General features: G+C 39.1%; 22 protein-coding genes and 2 other annotated features. Of the genes, 17 read left to right on the top strand and 5 right to left on the bottom strand.

Annotation, left to right across the window (positions count from 1 at the left end; genetic code table 11):
• Window positions 1-12 precede the first annotated feature (12 nt).
• Together V7161_RS06145 and V7161_RS06140 are read left to right on the top strand one after the other, a co-directional pair.
• Window positions 13-1,875, top strand: coding sequence for a PTS fructose transporter subunit IIABC (locus V7161_RS06145; RefSeq protein ID WP_335443155.1), 1,863 nt, complete (start codon window positions 13-15; stop codon window positions 1,873-1,875).
• A 114-nt stretch (window positions 1,876-1,989) separates the two neighbouring features.
• A complete protein-coding gene (locus V7161_RS06140) occupies window positions 1,990-2,787 on the top strand; it encodes a DUF2935 domain-containing protein (RefSeq protein ID WP_335443153.1) in 798 nt (265 codons plus the stop codon).
• Window positions 2,788-2,868: 81 nt separating this feature from the next.
• Here the strand turns inward: V7161_RS06140 and V7161_RS06135 are convergent, their stop codons facing one another.
• A complete protein-coding gene (locus tag V7161_RS06135; protein WP_335443151.1) occupies window positions 2,869-4,143 on the bottom strand; it encodes an MFS transporter in 1,275 nt (424 codons plus the stop codon).
• A 179-nt stretch (window positions 4,144-4,322) separates the two neighbouring features.
• Window positions 4,323-4,574, top strand: a binding site (T-box leader).
• A gap of 36 nt (window positions 4,575-4,610) precedes the next feature.
• Window positions 4,611-4,860 (top strand) — a binding site (T-box leader).
• Between the two features lie 62 nt (window positions 4,861-4,922).
• Here V7161_RS06135 and trpE point away from each other — a divergent pair.
• The 13 genes from trpE to odhB all read left to right on the top strand — a co-directional run bounded on the left by trpE (window position 4,923) and on the right by odhB (window position 19,713).
• Window positions 4,923-6,311: an anthranilate synthase component I gene (gene trpE, locus V7161_RS06130; protein WP_335443149.1), complete on the top strand. Its 1,389-nt coding sequence runs from the start codon at window positions 4,923-4,925 to the stop codon at window positions 6,309-6,311.
• Window positions 6,308-6,919 (top strand): anthranilate synthase component II, encoded by a 612-nt coding sequence (locus V7161_RS06125; protein WP_335443148.1) that lies wholly within the window; start codon window positions 6,308-6,310, stop codon window positions 6,917-6,919. Before trpE ends, V7161_RS06125 begins: the two co-directional genes overlap by 4 nt.
• A complete protein-coding gene (gene trpD, locus V7161_RS06120) occupies window positions 6,891-7,919 on the top strand; it encodes an anthranilate phosphoribosyltransferase (RefSeq protein ID WP_335443146.1) in 1,029 nt (342 codons plus the stop codon). The genes V7161_RS06125 and trpD overlap by 29 nt, the downstream gene beginning before the upstream one ends.
• A complete protein-coding gene (gene trpC, locus V7161_RS06115; protein ID WP_335443144.1) occupies window positions 7,920-8,711 on the top strand; it encodes an indole-3-glycerol phosphate synthase TrpC in 792 nt (263 codons plus the stop codon).
• Window positions 8,708-9,334, top strand: coding sequence for a phosphoribosylanthranilate isomerase (locus tag V7161_RS06110; RefSeq protein WP_335443142.1), 627 nt, complete (start codon window positions 8,708-8,710; stop codon window positions 9,332-9,334). Before trpC ends, V7161_RS06110 begins: the two co-directional genes overlap by 4 nt.
• Window positions 9,331-10,530: a tryptophan synthase subunit beta gene (gene trpB, locus V7161_RS06105; protein ID WP_335443140.1), complete on the top strand. Its 1,200-nt coding sequence runs from the start codon at window positions 9,331-9,333 to the stop codon at window positions 10,528-10,530. The genes V7161_RS06110 and trpB overlap by 4 nt, the downstream gene beginning before the upstream one ends.
• A 2-nt stretch (window positions 10,531-10,532) precedes the next feature.
• Window positions 10,533-11,318 carry a tryptophan synthase subunit alpha gene (gene trpA, locus V7161_RS06100; protein ID WP_335443138.1) on the top strand — a complete coding sequence of 262 codons (786 nt, stop codon included), beginning with the start codon at window positions 10,533-10,535 and terminating at the stop codon, window positions 11,316-11,318.
• Window positions 11,319-11,500: 182 nt separating this feature from the next.
• Window positions 11,501-12,577, top strand: coding sequence for a tRNA 2-selenouridine(34) synthase MnmH (gene mnmH, locus V7161_RS06095; protein ID WP_335443137.1), 1,077 nt, complete (start codon window positions 11,501-11,503; stop codon window positions 12,575-12,577).
• A gap of 356 nt (window positions 12,578-12,933) precedes the next feature.
• Window positions 12,934-13,062 carry a hypothetical protein gene (locus tag V7161_RS06090; RefSeq protein WP_335443136.1) on the top strand — a complete coding sequence of 43 codons (129 nt, stop codon included), beginning with the start codon at window positions 12,934-12,936 and terminating at the stop codon, window positions 13,060-13,062.
• 27 nt (window positions 13,063-13,089) lie between these two features.
• The gene (locus V7161_RS06085) at window positions 13,090-13,767 is read left to right on the top strand and encodes a response regulator transcription factor (RefSeq protein ID WP_335443134.1); all 678 of its coding nucleotides are present in this window, start codon (window positions 13,090-13,092) and stop codon (window positions 13,765-13,767) included.
• Entirely contained in the window at window positions 13,764-15,161 is a 1,398-nt protein-coding gene (locus V7161_RS06080) for a HAMP domain-containing sensor histidine kinase (RefSeq protein ID WP_335443132.1), read from the top strand. Before V7161_RS06085 ends, V7161_RS06080 begins: the two co-directional genes overlap by 4 nt.
• Window positions 15,162-15,623: 462 nt before the next feature.
• Window positions 15,624-18,476, top strand: a complete 2,853-nt coding sequence (locus V7161_RS06075) for a 2-oxoglutarate dehydrogenase E1 component (protein ID WP_335443345.1) — start codon at window positions 15,624-15,626, stop codon at window positions 18,474-18,476.
• Window positions 18,469-19,713 (top strand): 2-oxoglutarate dehydrogenase complex dihydrolipoyllysine-residue succinyltransferase, encoded by a 1,245-nt coding sequence (gene odhB / locus V7161_RS06070; RefSeq protein WP_335443131.1) that lies wholly within the window; start codon window positions 18,469-18,471, stop codon window positions 19,711-19,713. The genes V7161_RS06075 and odhB overlap by 8 nt, the downstream gene beginning before the upstream one ends.
• Before the next feature lie 57 nt (window positions 19,714-19,770).
• Here odhB and sda read toward each other — a convergent pair whose 3' ends face one another.
• Entirely contained in the window at window positions 19,771-19,896 is a 126-nt protein-coding gene (sda, locus tag V7161_RS06065; RefSeq protein ID WP_420491584.1) for a sporulation histidine kinase inhibitor Sda, read from the bottom strand.
• Window positions 19,897-20,137: 241 nt separating this feature from the next.
• Between sda and V7161_RS06060 the strand changes: the two genes are divergently transcribed.
• Window positions 20,138-21,775 carry an AMP-binding protein gene (locus V7161_RS06060; RefSeq protein ID WP_335443128.1) on the top strand — a complete coding sequence of 546 codons (1,638 nt, stop codon included), beginning with the start codon at window positions 20,138-20,140 and terminating at the stop codon, window positions 21,773-21,775.
• 90 nt (window positions 21,776-21,865) lie between these two features.
• Entirely contained in the window at window positions 21,866-22,069 is a 204-nt protein-coding gene (locus V7161_RS06055; RefSeq protein WP_289988993.1) for a DUF6501 family protein, read from the top strand.
• A 42-nt stretch (window positions 22,070-22,111) separates the two neighbouring features.
• On the opposite strand, the gene V7161_RS06050 is transcribed toward V7161_RS06055, so the two are convergent.
• The 3 genes from V7161_RS06050 to V7161_RS06040 form a co-directional block, all read right to left on the bottom strand.
• Window positions 22,112-22,699 (bottom strand): YhcN/YlaJ family sporulation lipoprotein, encoded by a 588-nt coding sequence (locus V7161_RS06050; protein WP_335443125.1) that lies wholly within the window; start codon window positions 22,697-22,699, stop codon window positions 22,112-22,114.
• Window positions 22,700-22,824: 125 nt separating this feature from the next.
• Complete coding sequence (gene yidC / locus V7161_RS06045) at window positions 22,825-23,616, bottom strand: membrane protein insertase YidC (RefSeq protein ID WP_335443123.1); 792 nt, start codon at window positions 23,614-23,616, stop codon at window positions 22,825-22,827.
• 29 nt (window positions 23,617-23,645) lie between these two features.
• Window positions 23,646-23,936 carry a hypothetical protein gene (locus V7161_RS06040; protein ID WP_289988990.1) on the bottom strand — a complete coding sequence of 97 codons (291 nt, stop codon included), beginning with the start codon at window positions 23,934-23,936 and terminating at the stop codon, window positions 23,646-23,648.
• Window positions 23,937-24,059: the final 123 nt, after the last annotated feature.

The following is a 24,059-nucleotide window of genomic DNA, read 5'->3' as shown; positions in this document are numbered from 1 at the left end:
GAGAGAAAAGCAATGAAAATTACTGAATTGTTATCTCAGAATACCATTCTATTAAATATTGAAGGCAATCAAAAAGAAAAGACAATTGATCAACTAGTTTCGGTCTTATTTAATGCTGGAAAAATCAATGATCAAGCAGAATTTAAAGCAGCAATTTTAAAGCGTGAGGGCCAAAGCACTACAGGAATTGGTGATGGAATTGCCATTCCTCATGCGAAAACAAAAGCGGTTAATGAAGCTGCTATTGTATTTGGTAAATCTGCTTCTGGTGTAAATTATGAATCCTTAGATGGGAAACCAGCACATCTCTTTTTCATGATTGCCGCCCCTGAAGGTGCAAATAATACACACTTGGAAGCATTGGCCCGTCTTTCTGGTATGTTAATGAAAGCTGAAGTACGGTACGAGCTTTTAAAAGCAACCTCAGCGGATGAAGTTATCGATACGATTAACCGATTTGATAAAGAAGATAAACAAGAAACGGTTATTTCCAATAAGAAGGAACTAATCGTTGCTGTAACAGGCTGTCCAACTGGTATTGCGCACACCTATATGGCAGCAGATTCCTTAAAAGCAAAGGCTGCGGAATTGGGAGTAGACATTAAGGTTGAAACAAATGGTTCAGGCGGCGCAAAGAATGTTCTAACGAAGGATGAAATTGAAAATGCTGCAGCGATCATTATTGCTGCTGATATCAATGTGGAAATGGAAAGATTCAAAGGCAAACACGTGATTCAAGCTGCCGTTGCGGATGGAATTCGCCGTCCGGAACAATTAATTAACCGTGCAGTAAAACAGGATGCTCCCATTTATAATGGAAATGGCGGCCAAAGTGAAAAATCATCTGAACAAAAAGCTCCACGATCAGGCTTTTACAAGCATTTAATGAACGGTGTCTCCAATATGCTTCCGTTTGTTGTCGGCGGTGGTATTTTAATTGCCATCAGCTTTATGTTTGGTTATAATTCCGCTAATCCGGATGACCCATCTTACAATCCAATTGCGGCAGTAATCAAGGCAATTGGCGGTGATAATGCATTTGCACTTATTGTACCTGTTCTTGCCGGTTTTATCGCCCTAAGCATTGCCGATCGACCAGGTTTCGCTCCAGGTATGGTAGGCGGTATGATGGCAGCTCATGGTGGAGCAGGCTTCCTTGGCGGTTTGGTTGCCGGTTTCCTTGCTGGGTACATTGTTCTTCTTTTAAAGAGAGTATTTGCAGGCCTTCCACGTTCACTTGAGGGAATTAAAAGCATTTTGATTTATCCTTTGTTAGGCATTGCGATTACTGGGTTTTTGATGCATTATGTCGTTAATAATCCAGTGGCATGGATTAACAAGGAAATTGCCGATTGGTTAACAGGTCTTGGAACAGGTAATGCTGTATTGTTAGGTATTGTTCTTGGTTTGATGATGTCTTTTGACATGGGTGGTCCGGTAAATAAAGCAGCGTATGTTTTTGGAACAGGATTATTGGCAAGTGGGGTATATGAGCCAATGGCGGCAATTATGGCAGCAGGAATGGTGCCGCCGCTCGCAATCGCTATCTCAACAACTATTTTTAAGAATAAATTTAACGACCAGGATAGAGATGCTGGTAAGGCTTGTTATGTTATGGGCTTATCCTTCATAACAGAGGGAGCAATTCCATTTGCTGCAGCAGATCCGCTACGCGTTATTCCTTCCGTTATGGCAGGTTCGGCCATTGCAGGAGCGTTATCAATGGCATTTGGAATCGGGCTCCGTGCTCCGCATGGCGGGATATTCGTAATCCCATTAGTAGAAAATGGGGCATTACTATATGCCATGGCCATTTTAATTGGCTCGGTCGTATCAGCGCTTTTAATCGGTTTCCTTAAGAAACCGGTGAAATAATTTTTGAACAAAGCCGGTAAACCTTGTTTGCCGGCATATTTTTTTATCATAAATTGTAACCACCCAGAATAACATCAGATTGGTATGTGTATTTTGACCTTAGGGGGCATTATCATGAATGATGATTTTGAGAAAACAGCACGATTTGAGCATCGATTCTGGCTCCAAATATTAGGGGATCATTCCCGGTTTATTCTAGAGGCTTTAGCACCCGTAGAAAAAGAGGAAATCGAAAAAGCGGCAGCCTTTATTCAAACTTTTGATACGCTTCTTGGGCAGGCAAAAACAGCAGAGGTAGTACAATTAACGGTTAATGCTGAAACAGAAGTCCTAAAACTCCGTGAATTTAAATTCAGTTTAATAAAAAGGCATTTAATCGGTAGGATAAAAATCCATCTTTCTCCAACTTTTCTTAATCATATGGTCAATGAATTAGAAGAATATTTACGGATCATATCACACTTAAAAACAGGCAAGCTTCCGCCAGTTTATCATGAACTTCATCATCATCTTGTTTGGTTATTGGATGCTGCCGGGCATGCAGGCGCGATTTCCTCCAATTTAGACGGAGTGGAAAAAAGGCTGAAAGAAAAAAGTGATTTGTATACTAAGCATTTCGAAGATTTTTATTTAAAAGCAGTTGAATTGGCTGGCTATTTAAGGACGAACATTACCTCATTTCCAGCATTGGATAACATGAATTCAGATGCCGTCTTAGAAATTAAATTATTTCGAAATTTTCTCCATGAAATTGAAGAATTAGAACTAAGTGCTCAAGCTCTTGGTACGTTCTCACCACTAATGGCAGACCATATGTCACGTGAAGAATGCTATTACCTCATGAAATTAGCAGAATCAACCAACACAGAAATGCCAAACTGTGATCCAGCTAAACCAAGACTAAAAGAATAGGCGACCTCCCCCGCGGAAAGCGAGTGCCCGGAGCGGAAATCAGCACTTGTATAATAGAGCAAAGAGCTGAGGACATATTCCTCAGCTCTCTTTCGGTTTAATGGCTTTTAAAGCGACAATGGCAGCCAAAATACTTAAACTACTAAGAAGGATAAAAATCCAGTGGTTAGAATGCTTCATGAACAAAGCAATAATCGGAGGCCCAGCCGCTACTCCGATAAATCTCATCGAACTGTATATGGATGTAATAGTACCCCGTTCCTCCTTCTCAACCCCTTCAGTAATTAAGGCATCGAGACAAGGGAGACCAATACCAATCCCTACTCCGCTTATTAAAAACATCGTGAGCATATACCACAGCTTTATGGAAAACCAGAGGGCAGCGATGGAAAATGCCGCAGCAACCATTCCACCAAAGGTTAACCATTTCATTAATACTTTATTTTTTTTAATAACCTTGCCGCTTATATAGGATGAAAGGCAAAGTGCCCCAAGTGGTAATGCTAAAAAGAATCCTTTTTTAATATCCTTTATCCCATATTTCGTTTCAAAAATTTCAGACAGGTAGAAGAGAATTCCAAATAGGACGAGCATGAGAATGCCACCAATAAAAAAGATGGCATAAAGCCAACGACCTTTTTCCGTAAAGGTTTTCTTGACATTTATAAAAAATTCCTTAAATGGGACTGGTTTAGCAGATGTTTTGGGACATTTAACAAGAAAAATCATCAACAAAACAGAAATGCCACAAAAAATGGGAAAAGAGAAAAAAGGTAAAAACCAAATAAATCCGGCTAAAAATGCCCCTAAAATCGGACTTAAAACTTTTCCAAAGGTGTTGGAGGTTTCAATTAAACCAAGTGTACAGCTGATATCGTCATCATTCTTAAACATATCGCCGACGAGCGGCATGACAATCGGGGCTGCACCGGCAGCACCCACACCTTGAAGTGCACGCCCAATTAAAATCAGCCAATAAGCATTATCTAATTTCCAAGCGGCCCAGCCAGATAGCAGTCCGCCAATTCCGGCGATTATAAGACTTGGAATAATAACCTTTTTTCTGCCAATATGATCAGATAAATATCCTGCAACAGGGATTAAAAAAATTGCAACGATAGAATATACTGTGATAATCATACTGGTTTGAAAGGAAGAAATCGATAATTTATTCTCCATCGTTGGTAAAACTGGAATTAACATCGAATTTCCTAAGGTCATCACTAAAGGAATGGAAGATAGCGAGACAATGGCCCACTTTTGGCTTGAAACCTCATTGGACCTCTTTTGCCCTGCCCGAGACTGTTTCTTTTTAGCAGCTCGTGGATTTTGGCCTAACTGTTCAATATGTTCCATTAATCTTTGATCCCGCCTTAAATTATTTTCTACTGTTAATATTCACTTAAACAGTTTTAAAAAACTAATCCTTTAAATGGAAGTTGGTTGTGTATTTTAATGATGATTTCGAAGATTGAAAAAATTAATGCTTGACAATGAAGGATGAACTGTAATAATATAATAAACAATAATATGAACGTAAGGCATTGACGAAGAGTAGTACCTTTAACGAATTCTTTAGAGAGCTGATGGTTGGTGGAAATCAGTGTTGACGTTTAAGGGAATGGACTTCCGAGCCTCCAAACCGAACCTCCTTGAATGGTCAGTAGGCTTTGGCGAAGATCTCATCGTTACAAGAGACAGATATTAAAGCTTTTTGCTTCGATATCGGTAAAGTGAGCTAATTTTTTAGCTAATGAAGGTGGCACCACGGGTCTTCCGTCCTTTTTTGGATGGAAGGCCCTTTTTGTATTTAAAAAATATATAGAAATTCGTTGAGCAAGAGGAGTACACATTTTTGTTTCTTTCCAGAGAGTCGGGGATGGTGAGAGCCCGATAAGAAAGGATTTGTGGAATGGACTTGTGAGAGGCATCTTGAACAAAAAGTAGGGGTGCACGGAATTCCACCGTTAAAAGGATAGGATATCGAATGAAATAATTCTGTATCCGAAAGAGGAAGTAGGTTGGTCCTGCTTCAAATGGAGGTGGCACCACGGTCCGAGAATCGTCCTCTATATGCGCAATTTTTCCATGCGCATATAGAGGGCGATTTTTTTTATTCAGAAGGGAGCTTGATCATGACTACAAAACCCAAATATATCGTAGAGGAAATAAAAGGAGATACGCTTACCCCCATTTCGATTTTACAAAAAATTGGCGGGAACAAGAAATTCTTGTTGGAAAGTTCTCATAAATACAATGACTCTGGCCGCTATTCCTTTATTGGCGCAGATCCAGCCTTTGAGCTTATATCTAAAGGGGATTCTAATGAAATTTTAAATCGGTCTGGTGAAAAAAAAGTAGTGCAGGGTAATCCAATCGAGGTATTAAAAGAGCTTTTACCGAATAAAAGCCTGGAACAGCTGCCTTTTCCGTTTGTTGGAGGAGCAGTAGGATATGTAGGATACGACATTATCCGACAGTATGAAGTTATTGGGAAAGAATTTCCAAATGGAATAGAAATGCCGGATGTCCACTTAATGTTCTATGAAGATGTTATCGTTTTTGACCATCTTGAAGAAAAGGTAATGATTTGCGGATGCCAGCTTTCTGAAGAAAATCAGATAACAGAAATAGAAAAACGGATAAATCAAAGGATTGAAGAACTAAAAAAACCTACTTTCTATCAAAATGAGGAGCCATTTCAATTTACTGGATTTGATTCTGAAACAAGTCAAGAGGACTTTATCAAAAATGTGGAAATAGCAAAAGAGCATATTTTAGCGGGTGACATTTTTCAAGTGGTCCTTTCGAGAAGAATGAAGTCAGGCTTTGCCGGAGACCCTTTATCTCTTTATCGGAAACATCGCGCACATAATCCAACCCCGTATATGTTCTACATCGATTTTGAGGACTATACAGTAATTGGATCATCACCGGAGAGCTTGATAAAAACTAGGGGGAATAAGGTTATTTCCAATCCAATCGCAGGTACGAAAAGACGAGGTAGAACCAATGAAGAGGATTTATTTATCGAAGAAGAGTTAAAAAAGGATGAAAAAGAATTAGCTGAACATAAGATGCTGGTCGATCTTGGTCGAAATGATCTTGGAAAAATCTGTGAATTTGGTACTGTTCAAGTTGATAAGTATATGGCAGTTGAAAAATATCGTCATGTGATGCACTTGGTATCAGAAGTGAGCGGGGTTCTAAGTTCCGAGAAAACAGCGATCGATGCCTTGGCAGCATGTCTACCGGCAGGGACGGTTTCAGGTGCTCCAAAGGTTAGGGCAATGGAGATCATTAACTCATTGGAAAAGTCAAAAAGAGGACTCTATTCAGGTGCAATTGGTTATGTGTCGGCTAACGGGGATATGGATTTTGCCTTGGCCATCAGAACGATGATATTGAAGGAAGGAAATGCCTATATTCAAGCTGGTGCAGGGATTGTGTACGACTCGAACCCGGAATCAGAATATCAAGAAACGTTAAATAAATTAAATTCCTTCTTGGAGGGTGAGAAATGATTTTATTAATTGATAACTTCGACTCCTTCACCTATAACCTTTATCAGTATTTAGGTGAAATCGGGGAAAAGGTTGAGGTAGTTAGAAACAACCAGCTTACCGTTGACAAAATAAAAGAATTAAACCCTAAAGCGATTATTCTCTCACCTGGACCAGGTAAACCTGAGGATGCCGGAATTTGCATTGAAGTGATTCAAACCTATTATAATCAGTTTCCGATCTTAGGAATCTGTCTTGGCCATCAGGCGATTGGAGCGGCTTTCGGAGGGAAAATTCAAAGGGCTGAATTAATCAAGCATGGGAAAACATCTATCATTTCGCACAATGGTGAAGGGGTTTTTAAAAATCTGCCGGACGTTTTGGAAGTCATGCGCTATCACTCCTTGATTATTGAGAAAAGCACGATTCCTGAAGTCCTTCAATGTGTTGCAGAGTCTTGTGATGACCGAGAAATTATGGCGATAAAGCATCGAAATTTTCCGGTATATGGTCTGCAGTTTCATCCCGAGTCAATTGGAACGCCCGCTGGAAAACAAATATTGAAAAACTTTTTACTTGAGATCGAAAGGATGAGGACAAATGAAGAATTATTTACTCCAGTTAGCTGAGCGTGAATCCTTTTCTGAAAGCCAGATGAAAGAAGCAGTTGATTTCATCTTGGGTGAAGAAGTTTCAGAATCCGAAATCGCCGCCTTTCTAATGGGGTTGAAATCCAAAGGAGAAACAGTTGATGAAATTACGGGTATTGTCAAAGCAATGAAGGCCAATACCCTGACCTTTAAAAAGAGATTGCCAGGCGTAATTGATAATTGTGGAACAGGGGGGGATGGTTCTTCGAGCTTTAATATCAGCACGACCTCTGCTTTTGTAATCGCTGGCGCTGGAATTCCTGTAGCCAAACATGGAAATAGGAGTGTTTCGAGCAAGACAGGAAGTGCCGATGTTTTAGAGTACTTAGGGGTGAATTTAAATCTGTCAGCAGAAAGAACAGAAGAAATTCTTCAAGATATCGGATTATCCTTTTTATTTGCACCGAACGTCCACCCAAAATTGAAAAAAGTAATGACCGTTCGAAAACAATTGAAAATACCAACAGTGTTTAATTTTATTGGGCCGCTGACAAATCCAATTGATTTAGACTATCAATTGCTCGGTGTGTATCGAAGAGACCTAATAAATGTATTTGCCGATGTTCTGAAGAAGTTAGGCCGTAAGCGAGCTATTGTCATTAATGGGGCAGGATTTATGGACGAAGCTTCTCTCCAAGGAGAAAACCATCTGACCCTTTTAGAGGATGGAATCATTACCACCCAATCCTTCCATCCAGAAGAGGTAAATCTCCCGCAATATGATAATAGCTGTATCAAAGGTGGAGATTCAAAAGAGAATGCCGAAATTTTAGTCAAAGTGTTAAAAGGTGAAAAAGGTGCTTACCGTGATACGGTATTGCTTAATGCAGGAATGGGGATTTTTACAGCGGGCAAAGCAAATTCCATTAAGGACGGAATTCAAGCAGCCAGGGAAATCATTGATTCCGGTGCTGCATATGAAAAATTAACGAGCTTAATTGAAAAATCACAAGCATCCGGTAAGAAAGAGGCGATTTAAGTGGAAACAATCTTAGATAAAATTATTGCTCAAAAGAAAAAGGATATTATCCTGCTCCGTGAAGGGAAAGAGACATTGCATTCTGTTGTTCGTCAGAGAAGATCTTTTATTCAAAAGCTGCAAACAGCTGAAGAAATATCCATTATTTCTGAATTTAAGCGGGCATCACCTTCTAAAGGAATTATTAACGATACGATTCCACCAGCCATTCAGGCGGGTTTATATGAAGAGTTTGGCGCTTCCGCGATTTCTGTTCTGACAGATCAAACCTTTTTTAAAGGTTCATTTTCTGATTTGCTGGAGGTTCGAAAAACGGTGGACCTGCCGATTCTATGTAAGGACTTTATTATTGATCAAATTCAAATTGATATTGCTGCAGCTCACGGCGCAGATATTGTTTTGCTGATTGTTGCAGCATTAGACGAATTTAAATTGATAGAACTATTTCAATACGCAAAGGGCATAGGGTTGGAAGTATTGTTGGAGGTTCATAATCTGGAGGAACTGGAAACGGCCCTGAAAACGGGTGCCAAGCTTATTGGGGTAAATAATCGCGATTTAAAAACCTTTCATGTCTCCCTTGAAGTTACAGAGAAGCTGGCAACAATTGTAAGAGATGCTGGTGCCTTTCTGATAAGTGAGAGTGGTATCCACCACCAAGATGATGTGGAACGTGTAAGCAATGCAGGTGCAAATGCGGTCTTAGTCGGGGAAGCTTTCATGAAAAGTGCAGACGTGAAACAATCCTTTTTGAATTTTCGGGTACCTCTGAAAGAAGGTGCAGGAAGGTGAAAGTGAAAATTTGCGGTATATCCGATGTGGAAACAGGAATTGCGGCCTCCCAATTAGGTGCAGATGCCATTGGGTTTGTATTTGCAGAAAGTAAAAGGAAGGTTTCGATTGATAAGGCAAAAGAAATAGCTTCCTTCCTGCCTAAAGAAGTGTTTAAAGTTGGGGTATTTGTTAATGAATCGAAGGAAGAAATAGAAAGAATTGCGTCCATTGTTGGCCTTACTCATATCCAATTACACGGTGATGAAACTGCTTCTTTTAGCGAATCACTATCATTACCAGTAATCAAAGCCATTAGCTTTAAGGGAAATGAGAACTTAGCAACCTATAAGAATTTTACGAGTGACTATTTGTTACTAGACAGTCCAAAAGGAAAATATCGAGGTGGAAATGGCACTGCTTTTAATTGGAACGAGGTCAATTTAAGTCTAATAAATGGTAAACGGGTCATTCTTGCCGGGGGATTGCATGCAGGCAATGTGGAAGAGGCAATCCATATTTTACAACCCTATATGGTTGATGTAAGCTCTGGAGTCGAAACGGATGGTAAAAAGGATCTCCAGAAGATAAAAACATTTATTGAAAAGGTAAAAGGAAGCTTAATTGGAGGGATTACAAAATGAACACATATACATTACCAAATGAAAAAGGTCATTTTGGCATTTTCGGCGGAAGATTTGTACCAGAAACACTAATGAAGGCAGTCCTTGAGCTTGGTGAGGCATATGACGATGCAAAGAAGGACCCTAGTTTTCACGCTGAAATTCAAAGATTATCAAAAGATTATGTGGGGAGAGAAACTCCATTATACTTTGCCGAAAATCTTACAAAGTATGCTGGAGGAGCAAGAATTTTTCTAAAACGAGAGGATTTAAATCATACGGGTGCACACAAGATAAACAATGCAATTGGTCAGGCACTTCTAGCAGTACGAATGGGAAAAAGAAAGATTGTCGCGGAAACGGGCGCCGGGCAGCATGGTGTGGCAACGGCAACGGTTTGTGCCTTATTAAACCTTGATTGCATCATCTTTATGGGTGAGGAAGATATCAAGAGGCAGGCACTAAATGTGTTTCGAATGGAATTGCTGGGGGCAAAGGTCGTCAGTGTGACATCTGGAAGTGCAACCTTAAAAGATGCTGTGAACGAAGCCTTAAGGTACTGGGTTGCCAATGTGGATGATACCCACTATTTATTAGGGTCTGTAATGGGGCCGCACCCATTTCCGCAAATGGTTAGGGACTTTCAAAGTGTAATCGGCAAAGAAACAAAAGAACAATTTCATAAGCTTGAAGGAAAGCTTCCTGATGCAGTGGTCGCCTGTATTGGCGGCGGTAGTAATGCCATGGGCATGTTTCATCCGTTTATTGAGAATGAGGAAGTCAAGCTTTATGGCGTGGAAGCAGCTGGACGAGGTGTTGATACAGAATATCATGCTGCTTCCCTTACAAAAGGCAAGCCAGGTGTACTGCATGGGTCTTTAATGTATTTATTGCAGGATCAGAATGGTCAAATTCAAGAAGCCCATTCGATTTCCGCTGGTCTTGATTATCCTGGCGTAGGACCAGAACACAGCTATTTAAAAGATATCGGCCGAGCAAACTATCAATCTATCACGGATAAAGAGGCACTTGACGCTTTCCAGCTATTATCAAAAATGGAGGGAATCATACCGGCACTTGAAAGTTCACATGCGGTTGCCTTTGCTGTAAAACTTGCAGCTGAAATGGATACAACAGAAAGCATTGTGATCTGCTTGTCTGGACGCGGTGATAAAGATGTAGATGCTGTGAAAAACAGGCTTGAGGGGGAGAAATAATCATGAATCGGATCGAACAAACTTTTACAATATTAAAAAATGATCAAAGAAAAGCGTTCGTACCTTATTTAATGGCAGGAGACGGCGGACTGGACTGTTTAGCAGACCGCCTGGTTTTACTAGAAAAGTATGGAGCGACTGCCATTGAAGTAGGAGTCCCTTTTTCTGACCCGGTAGCGGATGGGCCTACGATTCAACAGGCGGGGATTAGAGCACTGGAAAAAGGAACAACCTTAAGAGGGATTATTGCTGAAATTGAAAAAGTGAGAAAGGTGGTTACGGTTCCGATTATCCTTATGACCTACTTAAATCCTATTTACTGTTATGGGATTAGTGAATTTGTCCGAGATATTAGCAATGCAGGTGTTGATGCTTGTATAATTCCGGACCTGCCTGTGGAAGAAGAGGAGCTTATTGCACCACAGCTTGAAGGAGCACAGGTGGAATTAATTCGTCTTGTTACCCTTACAACTCCAATCGAAAGGATAAAGACGATTGCTAGTAAGGGAAAGGGGTTTTTATATACTGTAACTATCAAAGGGATAACAGGAACGAGAAATGAATTCGACCGTGAGCTGCATCAATTTTTAAAACAAGTTAAAGAAGTAAGTCCGATTCCTGTTTTGGCTGGATTTGGAGTTTCTAATGAACAACAGGCATTAGAATTAACAACAAATTGTGATGGTGTTATTGTCGGAAGTAAAATAGTGGAATTATTTGATAAAAATGAACTGGTAGAAATGGAAAAATTAATGTCTGTTTTTAAACAAGAATCAAAAATATTATAGGGAATTGTGTTAAATGCTAATAGGAATTTTGAAATTCTTGATAGCGATGATTATCTCCCTTATAATATGATTATACTCGTAATATATAAAATTTTTTTCTTGCTGACAAACTTTGTACGAAACTTCCCATAGAGGAAGTTTTTGTTTGTTTTGATATTTAAATTAAAGGGAGTGTAGTATCTATGAAGGAAATAACTGTTGAAGAACTTATGACGATGAAGAATCCGATCATCATTGATATACGCTCGCCAATTGAGTTTAACGATGGTGCTATTCCGGGAGCAATCAATGTGCCTTTATTTACTGACGAAGAACGCCGAGAAATAGGGACAATTTATAAACAAGTTGGACAGGCAGCAGCAAAATGGAGAGCGATGGAGCTTGTATCTCCTAAAATACCCGATTTACTTCAAACGATTAAATCCTTTAATAAGGACGGAGAGCTGATTATCCATTGCTGGCGCGGCGGAATGCGCAGCAAGGCAGTCGTAACGTTTTTAGAATTCGCCGGCCTTTATTCATGGCGTTTGGTCGGTGGATATAAAGCCTATCGTAATCATATCCTTGAGAAATTGCCAACGATGCTGCCAAGCCAAGCTATTGTGTTGCATGGATTGACAGGTGTCGGCAAGACGGAGGTTTTGAAAATTTTAAAACAGAAGGGATATGCTGTTTTGGATCTTGAAGAAATGGCCGGTCATAGAGGTTCGATTTTTGGTACCATTGGTCTTGGTGATGGATATAACCAAAAAACCTTCGACGCTCTTCTTTTTAAAGGTTTACAAGAAATCCATGGTTCGGACTATTTTTTAGTTGAGGCAGAAAGCAAGCGAATTGGCAAAGCTGTTCAGCCTGAGGAATTAATGACCAGTAAGTTTAAAGGTATTAACATTTACCTTCATTCTCCAATAGAACAGCGAGTTAGGCAGCTCGTTACCGAATATGTGCTTCCATATAAAGATCAGCCTTGGTATCTGGAAAAAATTTCTGTTAGTTTAGAAATGGTGTTAAGAAGGATAAAAGATAATGATATTAAAAAAGGACTTATGCAAACATTAGAGGATCAGAATTATCCTGAAATGATTCAAATTTTACTTGAACACTATTATGACCCTCGCTATGATCATGCAAGACAGGATTACGAAGGAGAATTTTTTGATATTTTTGCCGAAAACCCGATTGACGCTGCGGATAAAATTACAACAAAGTTAAAAGAGTTATCGGTAAGACCTCAGCTTGTTGTAAATAATCAATTCTAATCTATTTTTAATGATATTTTCATTTATCTTTTTGATTTCTCTTGTATGATAGGCTTGTATGAATAATCTTTGGGAACCGGCTTGTTAATAATTTTGATTATTTAAGTTCATTTTGCTTATGTTTGCTTCTTTCTTGCTGCTAAGAACAAGCCTAACCAAAATGAGGGTTCCCAATCGTCAGCACACGTTTCGCGCGTGTGCTTTTCTTTATCATTTTGCTGTTGAATTCCGCTCCCATCAACATATATTTTTATTAGATTCTCATTTTCTTTTCATACTGCTTTCCTTTTTCAGCGCTATAATGGGTTCAATTATAGCTGATGTGTCTTAGACTGCTGAAAAAGGAGGAATGCAAGATGCCTTGGGTTCGTTTTGTCATTGTTGGCTTCTTTTCACTTACCGCACTTTCACTTATGTCATACCAGTCGATAGAAATTGTACATGCAGTAATTAATTTTTTTCATGACAAACATCAGTTAAAATAAAAGAAAATACATTGTGAGCGTGGAAGTATGTTTAAATTATTAATTATTGAAGATGAAAAAAACTTAGCCAGATTTATTGAGCTTGAATTGAATTATGAAGGCTATGAAACAAAAGTTGCCTCAGATGGCCGGACCGGGCTGCAATTGGCCCTTACTGAAACCTGGGACGCCATCCTTCTTGATTTAATGCTGCCGGAATTAAATGGTCTCGAGGTCTGCCGCAGGATTAGACAGGCAAATAAGACCCTGCCAATCATTATGATTACAGCAAGGGATAGTGTTCTTGACCGTGTTTCCGGCCTTGATAGCGGTGCAGATGACTACATTGTTAAACCATTTGCAATCGAGGAATTGTTAGCCAGATTGAGGTCCTTGTTTCGAAGGGTTGAGGCATTAGGAACAACAGAATTAACAACGATTACGTTTAAGGATATTGTAGTTGAATTGGAATCCTGTGTGGTTAAAAAAGGTGATAAGGTGATTGGTTTAACGAAACGCGAGTTTGACCTTTTAGTGATTTTTATGAGCAATATTAATATCGTTCTAACAAGAGAAGTACTATTAAATAAAGTTTGGGGTTATAGCACCGGGGTAGAAACAAATGTTGTGGATGTTTACGTACGCTATCTGAGAAATAAAATTGATGATCAAAATGAGGCAAGCTTTATTCAAACAGTGCGCGGCACAGGATATGTTATGAGATGAAAAAGAAAATAGGCTATTTTTTAAAACGGCTTCCCTGGCAGACTAAATTAGTCTTAAGCAGTTCAACGGCTATTTTTCTAACCTTTTTCTTGTTTAGCCTACTGGAATATCATACCGTATCAAAATGGATGTTGAACCGAGAAGAAATTGCCATAAATAGAACCATCACAGATATTGCTGCCTTTTATAAAATTAAGCCGGCCCCTTTATCCCAACAGGATATAGAACATAGTGAAGTCTTTTTAAGAAAAATGAACGATAAAGATCAGTTAATCAGGGTGTACAATCAAAAGGGGGAACTGCTTGTTTCTGATAAAAATGGAGACTTTTCAGTGTTAGAGCCAACTCCTGCAAAAAAAAGAACGACTGAAAGAGTGTCCATCGAAGGTCATGAAGCTATTGTTGCGAGATACCCCTTAATGAGTCCAAAGTTTAAAGGAACACTAGAGATTGTTCGGCAATTAAATAACTATCATAAAATGATGAGTAACCTCTTTTGGGTCATGACGATATTTGGGTCAGCAGCCATACTTTTTAGCGCTATTAGCGGTTTTTTTCTTTCAAGGCAGCTGTTAAAACCAGTCAGGGATTTGGCACGAGCCATGAAACGGATAAAAGAAAATGGTTTTCAAGGAAGAATGGAATTATACGTGCATAAGGACGAATTAACAGATCTTACAAACGTTTTTAATGAAATGATGGATGAAATCGAAAAGTCATTCATGAAGCAAAAACAATTTGTAGAGGACGCTTCCCATGAATTGCGGACTCCCGTTTCAATCCTTGAAGGGCACCTGTCGTTATTGAATCGCTGGGGGAAAAAGGATCCTGCTATTCTTGATGAATCCCTTGATGCCTCATTACAAGAACTATCTAGGTTAAAAAAGCTAATAAATGATTTATTACTATTAACACGTGCAGAAAACCCACGTGTGAAAAGTGGGGATAAAGCGGATATCCCTGCTGTATTACAGCACTTGATTAAAAATATTGAGATTGTCCATCCCGAGTACCAGTTTAACCTTGAAATAGAACAGCCAATTTCTAAGGCTGCGATCTCTGAGCAGCATTTAGAACAAATCCTGATTATTCTCATCGATAATTCGATCAAGTATTCACACGAAAATAAAACAATCTCGATTTCTGCTCATCAAAGAGGACGTGAAATATTGTTATCTGTTATCGACAGTGGAATTGGCATATCTAGTGAACATATTCCGGAAGTATTCAATCGTTTTTATCGAGTAGATAAAGCACGTGGCCGGGAAAATGGAGGAACGGGTTTAGGATTATCGATTGCCAAGCGACTAATTATGAAATACAATGGTTCCATTTCGATTGAAAGTAAAGAAGGCGTCGGAACAAAGGTCAGTATGATTCTTCCAATCAAATAATAGAGAAAATTCTAAATTTTAACATAATTATTCATAACGATTTCCTATTATAATAGAATTAAGATCAAGGTGTAGAAAGGGTTGAGAGCAATGAGGGAATCAAAGATTAGTTATCATCTGTTAGTTGATTGCCAAGAACATAGTTCCTTTACCTTTGAAGATGGGATTAATATGTTTAGTGTTAATGTTCATACTCATACATGCTTAAATTGTGGGCAAATAGAAGGAAAAGAATTATTAGACCCAAATATTATCGAAAAACGAAATAAAGTCTCTAAAACACTACAACAAATTTCTTTAAAAAAAGTTTTTTATTAAAAAGACCGGTTTCGGTCTTTTTTTTGTTGTGCATATGAAATTATTTGTTCAAAATTACACACACTAAACAAGGTCCATTACGTAAAAATATATAGATTCAATAAAAGTCCATTAGGATACATACGTTTTAAGGGGGAATTGATGATGACCAAACCAAATGCCAATATAAAAGCCTTCCTAAATAATTTTCTTGGTCCTAATCTTGGCTATTTAATGGAACAATTTGAAAAATATAAAGAGGATCCTTTATCAGTTGAACAGGATATGAGAGTGATCTTTGAACAATTAAATGAAGAGGATTTTATCGAAGCAGGAATTACGGTTCCAGTTCCAAATCTGAAGGCACCTATAGTTGAGAGTGAAAAGATCCTTGCTGCTGTAAAGCTTGCTGAAAATATCCGTACTTATGGCCACCTAGCAGCAAATATTTATCCATTGGGAAATCAAAAACCGGATGTAACCCACTTAGAATTAAAAAGCCATGGAATCAGTGAGGAGGATTTGAAAAATTTACCATCAGAAATTCTGACAAAAAACAGCCCATCGTCTTTTCAAAACGCACTAGAAGCGTTTGTATATTTAAAAGAGATTTATACAAAATCGATTGCATTTGAATTTGACCATGTCCATGACCTAAGAGAGAAAAATTGGTTAATGGAAAGAACGGAAGACAGTCGTTTTCGTACGAATCTAACGAATGAAAAAAGAAAAGGTATTTTAAAGAGGCTTGTGGAAGTCGAAGAATTTGAAAAGTTTCTCCATAAAACATTTGTGGGTCAAAAGCGTTTCTCTATTGAAGGGCTTGATGCAATGGTTCCACTCATTGATGAGGTTATTTCTGAGGCTGTTATCGATGGTGCTGAAAATATTAATATTGGTATGGCGCATCGCGGCAGATTAAATGTCCTGGCGCATGTCCTTAATAAACCATATGAAAAGATATTTGCAGAGTTTCAGCACGCCCCAAATAAAGAACTTGTCCCCTCGGAAGGATCTACAGGCATCAACTTTGGCTGGACTGGCGATGTCAAATATCACCTTGGGCTCAACAGAGAGCTGGACGGCGATCATTCTGTCAGGGCTAGAATATCACTTGCCAATAATCCAAGCCACCTTGAATATGTCGGAGCGGTTGTAGAAGGATTTACAAGGGCGGCACAGGACGATCGAACGAAGCCTGGTTATGCTGAAGATAATAGTAAATCTGCACTTGCTATCTTAATCCATGGTGATGCAGCATTTCCTGGTGAGGGGATTGTCGCGGAGACACTAAATTTAAGCAGGTTAAAGGGGTATCGTACGGGAGGCACCATTCACATTATTGCGAATAACACAATTGGTTTTACCACAGAATCTGCGGATTCACGCTCGACCAGGTACGCAAGTGACCTTGCCAAAGGATTTGAAATTCCCATCCTGCATGTAAATGCGGATGATCCAGAGGCTTGCGTCGCTGCAGCCATTTTCGCAGCAGAATATCGCTATGTATTCCAAAAAGATTTTCTAATCGATTTAATCGGGTATCGGAGGTTTGGCCATAATGAAATGGATGAGCCAATGACAACCAGCCCGCAAATGTATTCGTTGATAAATAAGCACCCTACCGTCAAAGAAATCTATGCGAAGAGTTTAATAGAAAGAGGCGTCATAAAACAAGACGAGTTAGCTGAACTAGAAAAACAAATCAGGAATAGATTAGCAAATGCCAATGATAAAGTTTCAATGATTAAGAAAGATACGGAAATAAGTGTCCCAGAACCACCAAAATTCAAGAAAGAACATGAATCAATTATTACCAAGGTTCCTTTAAAAAAACTTCAAAGTCTAAACAGCGAATTGCTTCAATGGCCAAAGGAATTTACTGTTTTCAACAAGTTGGAAAAAATATTACAAAGAAGATCAGATGCACTAGGTGAAAATGGGAAAATCGAATGGGCCTTAGCTGAAACCCTGGCATTTGCGACGATTTTGGCTGATGGAACCCCTATTAGGTTAACCGGACAAGATTCAGAGCGCGGTACCTTTGCCCATCGTCATCTTGTGCTCCATGATAGCCAAACAGGTGAAACCTATTCACCGCTTCATCACTTTTCGTCAGCAAAAGCATCATTTGCTGTTTATAATAGTCCCTTAACGGAAGCAGCTGTAGTTGGTTTTGAATATGGGTATAATGTCTTTTCACCTGAAACCTTAGTGATTTGGGAAGCTCAATACGGTGATTTTGCCAATGCCGCACAAGTTATATTTGATCAATTTATCGCTGCCGGAAGGGCAAAATGGGGACAAAAGTCTGGTCTAATATTGTTGCTTCCGCATGGATATGAAGGGCAAGGTCCGGAACACTCAAGTGGAAGGGTAGAAAGATTTTTACAATCCGCTGCGGAAAAGAATTGGACGGTCGCTAACCTTTCAAGTGCAGCCCAATATTTTCACCTGTTAAGAAGACAGGCAGCTATGCTATCAAAGGAAGAAATAAAGCCGCTTATCATTATGTCGCCGAAAAGCCTTTTACGAAACCCGCTTGTTTCATCGACGGCTGCTGAGTTAAGTGAAGGAGAATTTAAACCGGTAATAGAACATTTCCAAGCAGATAGGGACGATAAAAAGGTAGAAAAAATTGTCCTCTGTTCCGGAAAAATATCCATTGATATTGCAGAGCAGGTAAAAGAATCTGACAGTTATGATTGGCTTCAGGTCATTAGACTTGAGGAAATATATCCATTTCCAGCAGATGAATTACGAGGAATTGTTGCGAAGTACGAGAATGTCAAAGAAGTGGCTTGGGTTCAAGAAGAGCCAAAAAATATGGGTGTCTGGAATTTTGTGGAGCCGAGAATTAATGAAATTGTACCATCAGGAATGAAGGTAGAATATATTGGCCGCCGCCGCCGCTCAAGCCCAGCAGAAGGGGAACCGAATGTTCATAAACTTGCCCAAACAAAAATTCTTCAAGCTGCCTTAACGAGGGTAGAAAAAGGAGGTTTACACCATGGCTGAAATTAAAGTACCAGAATTAGCAGAATCGATTTCAGAAGGAACAATTGCGAAATGGCTAAAGAATATTGGAGAACATGTAGAGAAAGGCGATTATCTTGTCGAACTAGAGACAGATAAAGTAAATATAGAAATTATTTCAGATTTTTCAGGAACGCTTACTGAACAGAAATTTGCCGAAGGTGAAACAGTTCAAGTAGGGGAAACGATAGCTGCTGTTGATGAAAGCGGCCAAAGCACCACTGTCAATACTACAGAACAAAAACCGTCCGAGCCAATAGCACATACACCAATCCAACCTACAGCTGCGGGTGCCGACACTAAAGAAAATAAGGAGGAATTAGCTTCCCGTCCGATTGCTTCTCCAGCAGCCAGACGGCTGGCTAGAGAAAAAGGGCTCAATCTAAATGATATTCCTGCAGTGGATCCTCTAGGAAGAATAAGAAAGCAGGATGTTTCGTCATATCAACAACCGGCACAAAATAATACTCCAAAAGTAGAAAAAGCTGGAGAAATGGTGTCGAGTCAAAATGATACTAAACCCATTTTTTACGAGCGAATGTCGCGCCGGCGCCAAACGATTGCAAAAAGACTTGTAGAAGTACAACAAACCGCCGCTATGCTGACAACCTTTAACGAAATTGATATGACGGCGGTTATGGATCTTCGAAAAAGGAGAAAGGATAAATTTTTCGAGGAGCACGATGTCAGGCTCGGTTTTATGTCCTTTTTTACCAAAGCAGTTGTTGCTGCTCTAAAGAAATTTCCTTATTTAAATGCAGAAATTCAAGGTGACCAGCTGTTGGTTAAAAAGTTTTATGATATAGGCATTGCAGTTGCGGCAGAGGAAGGACTCGTGGTTCCTGTGGTCAGAGATGCCGATCGGAAATCTTTTGCGGAAATTGAAATGGATATCATGCAGGTTGCCGAAAAAGCAAGAACCAATAAACTTTCCTTAAACGATTTACAGGGTGGAACTTTCTCGATTACCAATGGCGGGGTGTTTGGCTCTTTACTGTCAACGCCGATATTAAACGGACCACAGGTTGGAATACTTGGAATGCACAAAATCCAACTAAGACCTGTAGCAATAGATAAAGAGAAAACAGAAAACCGTCCAATGATGTATGTGGCTCTGTCCTATGACCATCGTATTGTTGATGGAAAAGAGGCGGTAAGCTTCCTTAGTAAAATAAAAGAAATGCTCGAGGACCCAGAAAGTTTGCTGCTAGAGGGATAAGGGAATTTGAAAAACCGCTGAATAATGGTTCAGCGGTTTTTGGCATGTTACGATTCATTATCGATTCTTAAATGGTCTTAATCCACGGCGTTGAATTTCATCCTTTAATATTTTTATCCATTCCTTTTCCTTACCAGACTTTAAAGCGTCCCGATACGTTACAACCAGCTGCTCATTACTCATAATTTTCAATGTGAGAATGCCTCCTTGGAAAATGGATTGAATATTCAGTTTTTACTATTGTAATGGTTTTCTTTTATTTTGAGAACCCCTAATTCATAAAAATAAAAAGGTTCATAAATTGTTCATAGTTCATTCACGGAAAAGAATTATATTTTAAAAATATTGAATATTCTTAAAAATATGGTAACATACTTTTGAAAGCGTTTTATTGCATGTTTATGTACATAAGGGGGATGGAAGAATGTCGGCATTATTAAATGTTACCATTGGTGAGCTTTTAGAAGAAAAAGCAAAATTACAACCCGACAATCAAGCAGTAATCTACTCAGATCGAGATTTAAGATGGACTTATCGCGAATTTAATAATATTTGCCGGCTTGCAGCTAAGGGTTTGATGAAACTCGGAATAGAAAAGGGTGAACAGCTTGCGGCCTGGTCAACCAATACTCCTGAATGGCTGATAACGCAATTTGCAACGGGGAAGATGGGAGCAGTTCTTGTGACTGTTAACACCAACTACCGTACAGCAGAACTTGAGTATCTTCTGCAACAATCAGATTCCACAACTATTATTCTGATGGATACATGGAAGGAATCCTCCTATATTGATATGCTCTATGAAATTGCACCAGAATTAAGGACTTCGGAACCCGGCAAGCTGAAAAGCAGCCGTTTGCCATATCTAAAAAATGTCATCGTCCTCGGGGACAAACGATATCCTGGAACCTATTCATGGAATGATATTATGAAGCTGGGCGAATTGGTCTCTGATGAAGAATTAAATCAGAGAATGGATTCACTGGATCCGGATGATGTCATAAATATGCAGTATACTTCTGGGACAACCGGTTTCCCTAAAGGTGTAATGCTTACCCATAATAATATCGTAAATAATGGCTTTAATATAGCCGGTTGTATGAAGCTGACTGCCCAGGATCGACTATGTATTCCAGTGCCATTTTTCCACTGCTTCGGTTGTGTTCTAGGGACAATGGCTTGTGTTTCAGTGGGAGCTGCAATGGTTCCGGTGCAGGAATTTAGCCCGAAACGGGTTTTGCAAACTGTACAGGATGAGAAGTGTACAGGACTTCACGGAGTCCCTACGATGTTTATTGCTGAATTGAATGATCCAGACTTTGAGAAATATGATCTATCAACATTAAGAACGGGAATAATGGCAGGCTCGAACTGCCCCATTGAGGTTATGAAGGCGGTTATTGAGAAAATGGGAGCAAAAGAAATAACGATTGCCTATGGACAAACAGAGTCATCACCTGTTATAACCCAAACTAGAACGGACGACCCGATTGACTTACGCGTAGAGACAGTAGGAAAAGCCCTACCGAACGTCGAGGTTAAAGTAGTTGAACCAGGTACATCAAAAGAAGTTCCTTTTGGGGTGCAAGGAGAACTTTGTACTAGAGGCTATCATGTGATGAAGGGATACTATAAAAACCAATCAGCTACTAATGAGGCGATTGATGCTGAGGGATGGCTTCATACAGGCGATTTGGCCGTGATGGGTGAAAACGGCTATTTGAAAATAACTGGCCGTTTAAAGGATATGATCATTAGAGGAGGAGAAAATATTTATCCACGTGAAATTGAAGAATTTCTCTATTCAAATCCGAAAATACTGGATGTTCAGGTGATCGGTGTCCCGGATGAAGTATATGGAGAGGAAGTAATGGCCTGGATCATTTTAAAAGAGGGTGAGGAGACAACAGCAGAAGAAATCAAAGAATATTGCAACGGGAAAATCTCGAAGCACAAAATCCCTCGCTACATTGAGTTTATCGATGCCTATCCCATGACAGCCTCAGGAAAAATACAAAAATACCGATTAAAAGAAAAAGCCATCGAAGTCGTTAAAAATTAATTTCAATCTAATATAGTGAGTTGTTGCACTATACAATCCCTTTTGATTATACTAGAAAATGGACAATGACTAATAGGGACGGTGGCAGCAATGATCCATTTATCTTGGCGTGATCGTGAAACAGTAAAAAAAGTAAAGTGTGTTCATACGGATGCAAAAAAATACCTTGTTCATAACGCGTTAACTGCAGGGAAAATCTATGACGTAAAAAATGAAACAGAAGAGTTTTATTACATTATTGATAATTCCGGTAAAGTTGGCGGTTTTTACAAAGAGTATTTTCAAGATGCATAAGAAAAAGGACTGTTAGGCATTGCCTGCAGTCCTTTTCCTATATTATCGAGCATCAGGAAACACACGGCGAATCGTATTGGAGAATTCATCGACTAATCCAGAAATGGGTCTTCCATTCCGAATATCATTGGCATAGGTGTTCATCCGATCATAAAAGTCAGGATTAACCGATACATAAACATTGTCAATATTCGGGTCAGCAGATTTTACTTTTCGTGATATTTTATTTTCGATAGCACCGGTTAATTTATTGCGAGCTGATTTGTCCAGTTTAGCGGCAACAAAGGCATTATTATCTGTAACAATGATATTGGCACTGTCAACTTCAGACAGGCTGGTTACCTTATCAACCGCTTTATCAGCAATCCTCATTTTCGAATGGTTATTCCCACCATTGTTACGGACATTTCGAATGTTGGTACGATTCATATTTCGGTCAAGTTCAGTGTCACTGGTATCCACACCAGTGATTGCTGGGCCGCCATGATTCGGGTTATTATAATTAACCCGTGCAGGTTCAATCTCATTTCTGCTCCGGTTGGCAACATCGTCATTCACATTTTTGTTTGCACAACCTGTTAAATAAAGACTAAAAATTAAGGTAGATGTTAAGAATAAACCTTTTTTCACTAATTTTAGCACCTCTTTGTCTTAGTTGTACAAGAATAGCATTCCAAAATGGAAAGAAACTATCCTTAAGTACAAAAAAGGGTAAAAAAAGAAGCATCGGAAACCAATGCTTCTTTTTCGGATAATTATTTTTGTTTCAGAGTAACTTCCGGCGTTTTTTTGGATTTATACAGATTACGGCTAATCATTGTTTGAACGATTAGGAATGTACCCCCTACCACCCAATAAAGAGGAAGTGCGGCCGGGGCACTAAAGGAAAACATAACGATCATTAACGGTGATAATAACCCCATGTACTTCATTTGCTCCTGCTGGGCAGACGGCATATTGGATTGTGAAACTTTAAACTGGAAGTAATATATAAGCCCGGCGATGATTGTGATAACAATGTCAGGGTGTCCAAGACTAAACCATAAAAATTTATGGTGGGCAATTTCCTTTGAACCCCGGATGGCATAATAAAAGCCTGTCAAAATCGGCATTTGAATTAGGATTGGCAAGCATCCCATATTTAATGGATTAACGCCATGCTTTTGATAAAGCCCCATCATTTCAGCCTGCAGCTCTTGCTTTTTCTTTGGATCCTTTTCAGCCTTCATTTTCTTTTGAATGGCGTCCATTTCAGGCTTTAAGACATCCATTTTTTCCTTCATATGCATCTGATTTTTATACTGTCGCAACATTAATGGCATTAATACGAGTCTGATAATTAGGGTAACAAGAATGATCGCTAAGCCATAATTTCCGCCAAAAAAATCTGCCACTGAGTGAATAATCGTCGAAAATGGATTGACAAAATAGGTGTGGAAGAATCCATTGTTATTACCACTTTGAGTCTGAGACGAACAGGCAGATAAAATTAGCGTTGTTAGGGATAATAAAGCTATAAGAATAAGTGAAGAGCGTTTTATTTTCATATTTCCTCCTAAAAATGTGATTTAGTATTTTAAGTAAAAAGGAAGGAAATAGGTTCTTCGGAATCGTCCTGAGAACATTCTTTTCTACGAATATATTTAACAATTCTAATCAGAATAAAACTCCCATTTAAACGGCTTTTTTTCTTATATAAAAACCACGGGTGAATAATTTTTGTATTTGCAGGATTTGTCTGCGAGCCAATAAAGGAATATTCCACTCCCCAAGCCCATAGGTATTTCAGCATCATTCCTAAATAAATGCTGACGTAAAGAGCCGTTAAGGCATTTATATCTGAATGATCGATCAGTAATTGGAACAAAAATTTTCACCTCGCATAAACAGCCAATGATAAGAGTATATAGGAGAATAGTTAAATAATCAATTTAATCCTTGCTAAAATGCCAAAACAAGAAGAGATTGCTAATAGTTTATGAGAGAAAAG

It is taken from the genome of Neobacillus drentensis (assembly GCF_036965425.1).
In the GTDB taxonomy this organism is placed as follows: Bacteria; Bacillota; Bacilli; order Bacillales; family Cytobacillaceae; genus Neobacillus; species Neobacillus drentensis_F.
The sequence above is the reverse complement of the archived record's forward strand: the minus strand, read 5'-3'. Positions and strand labels throughout refer to the sequence as shown.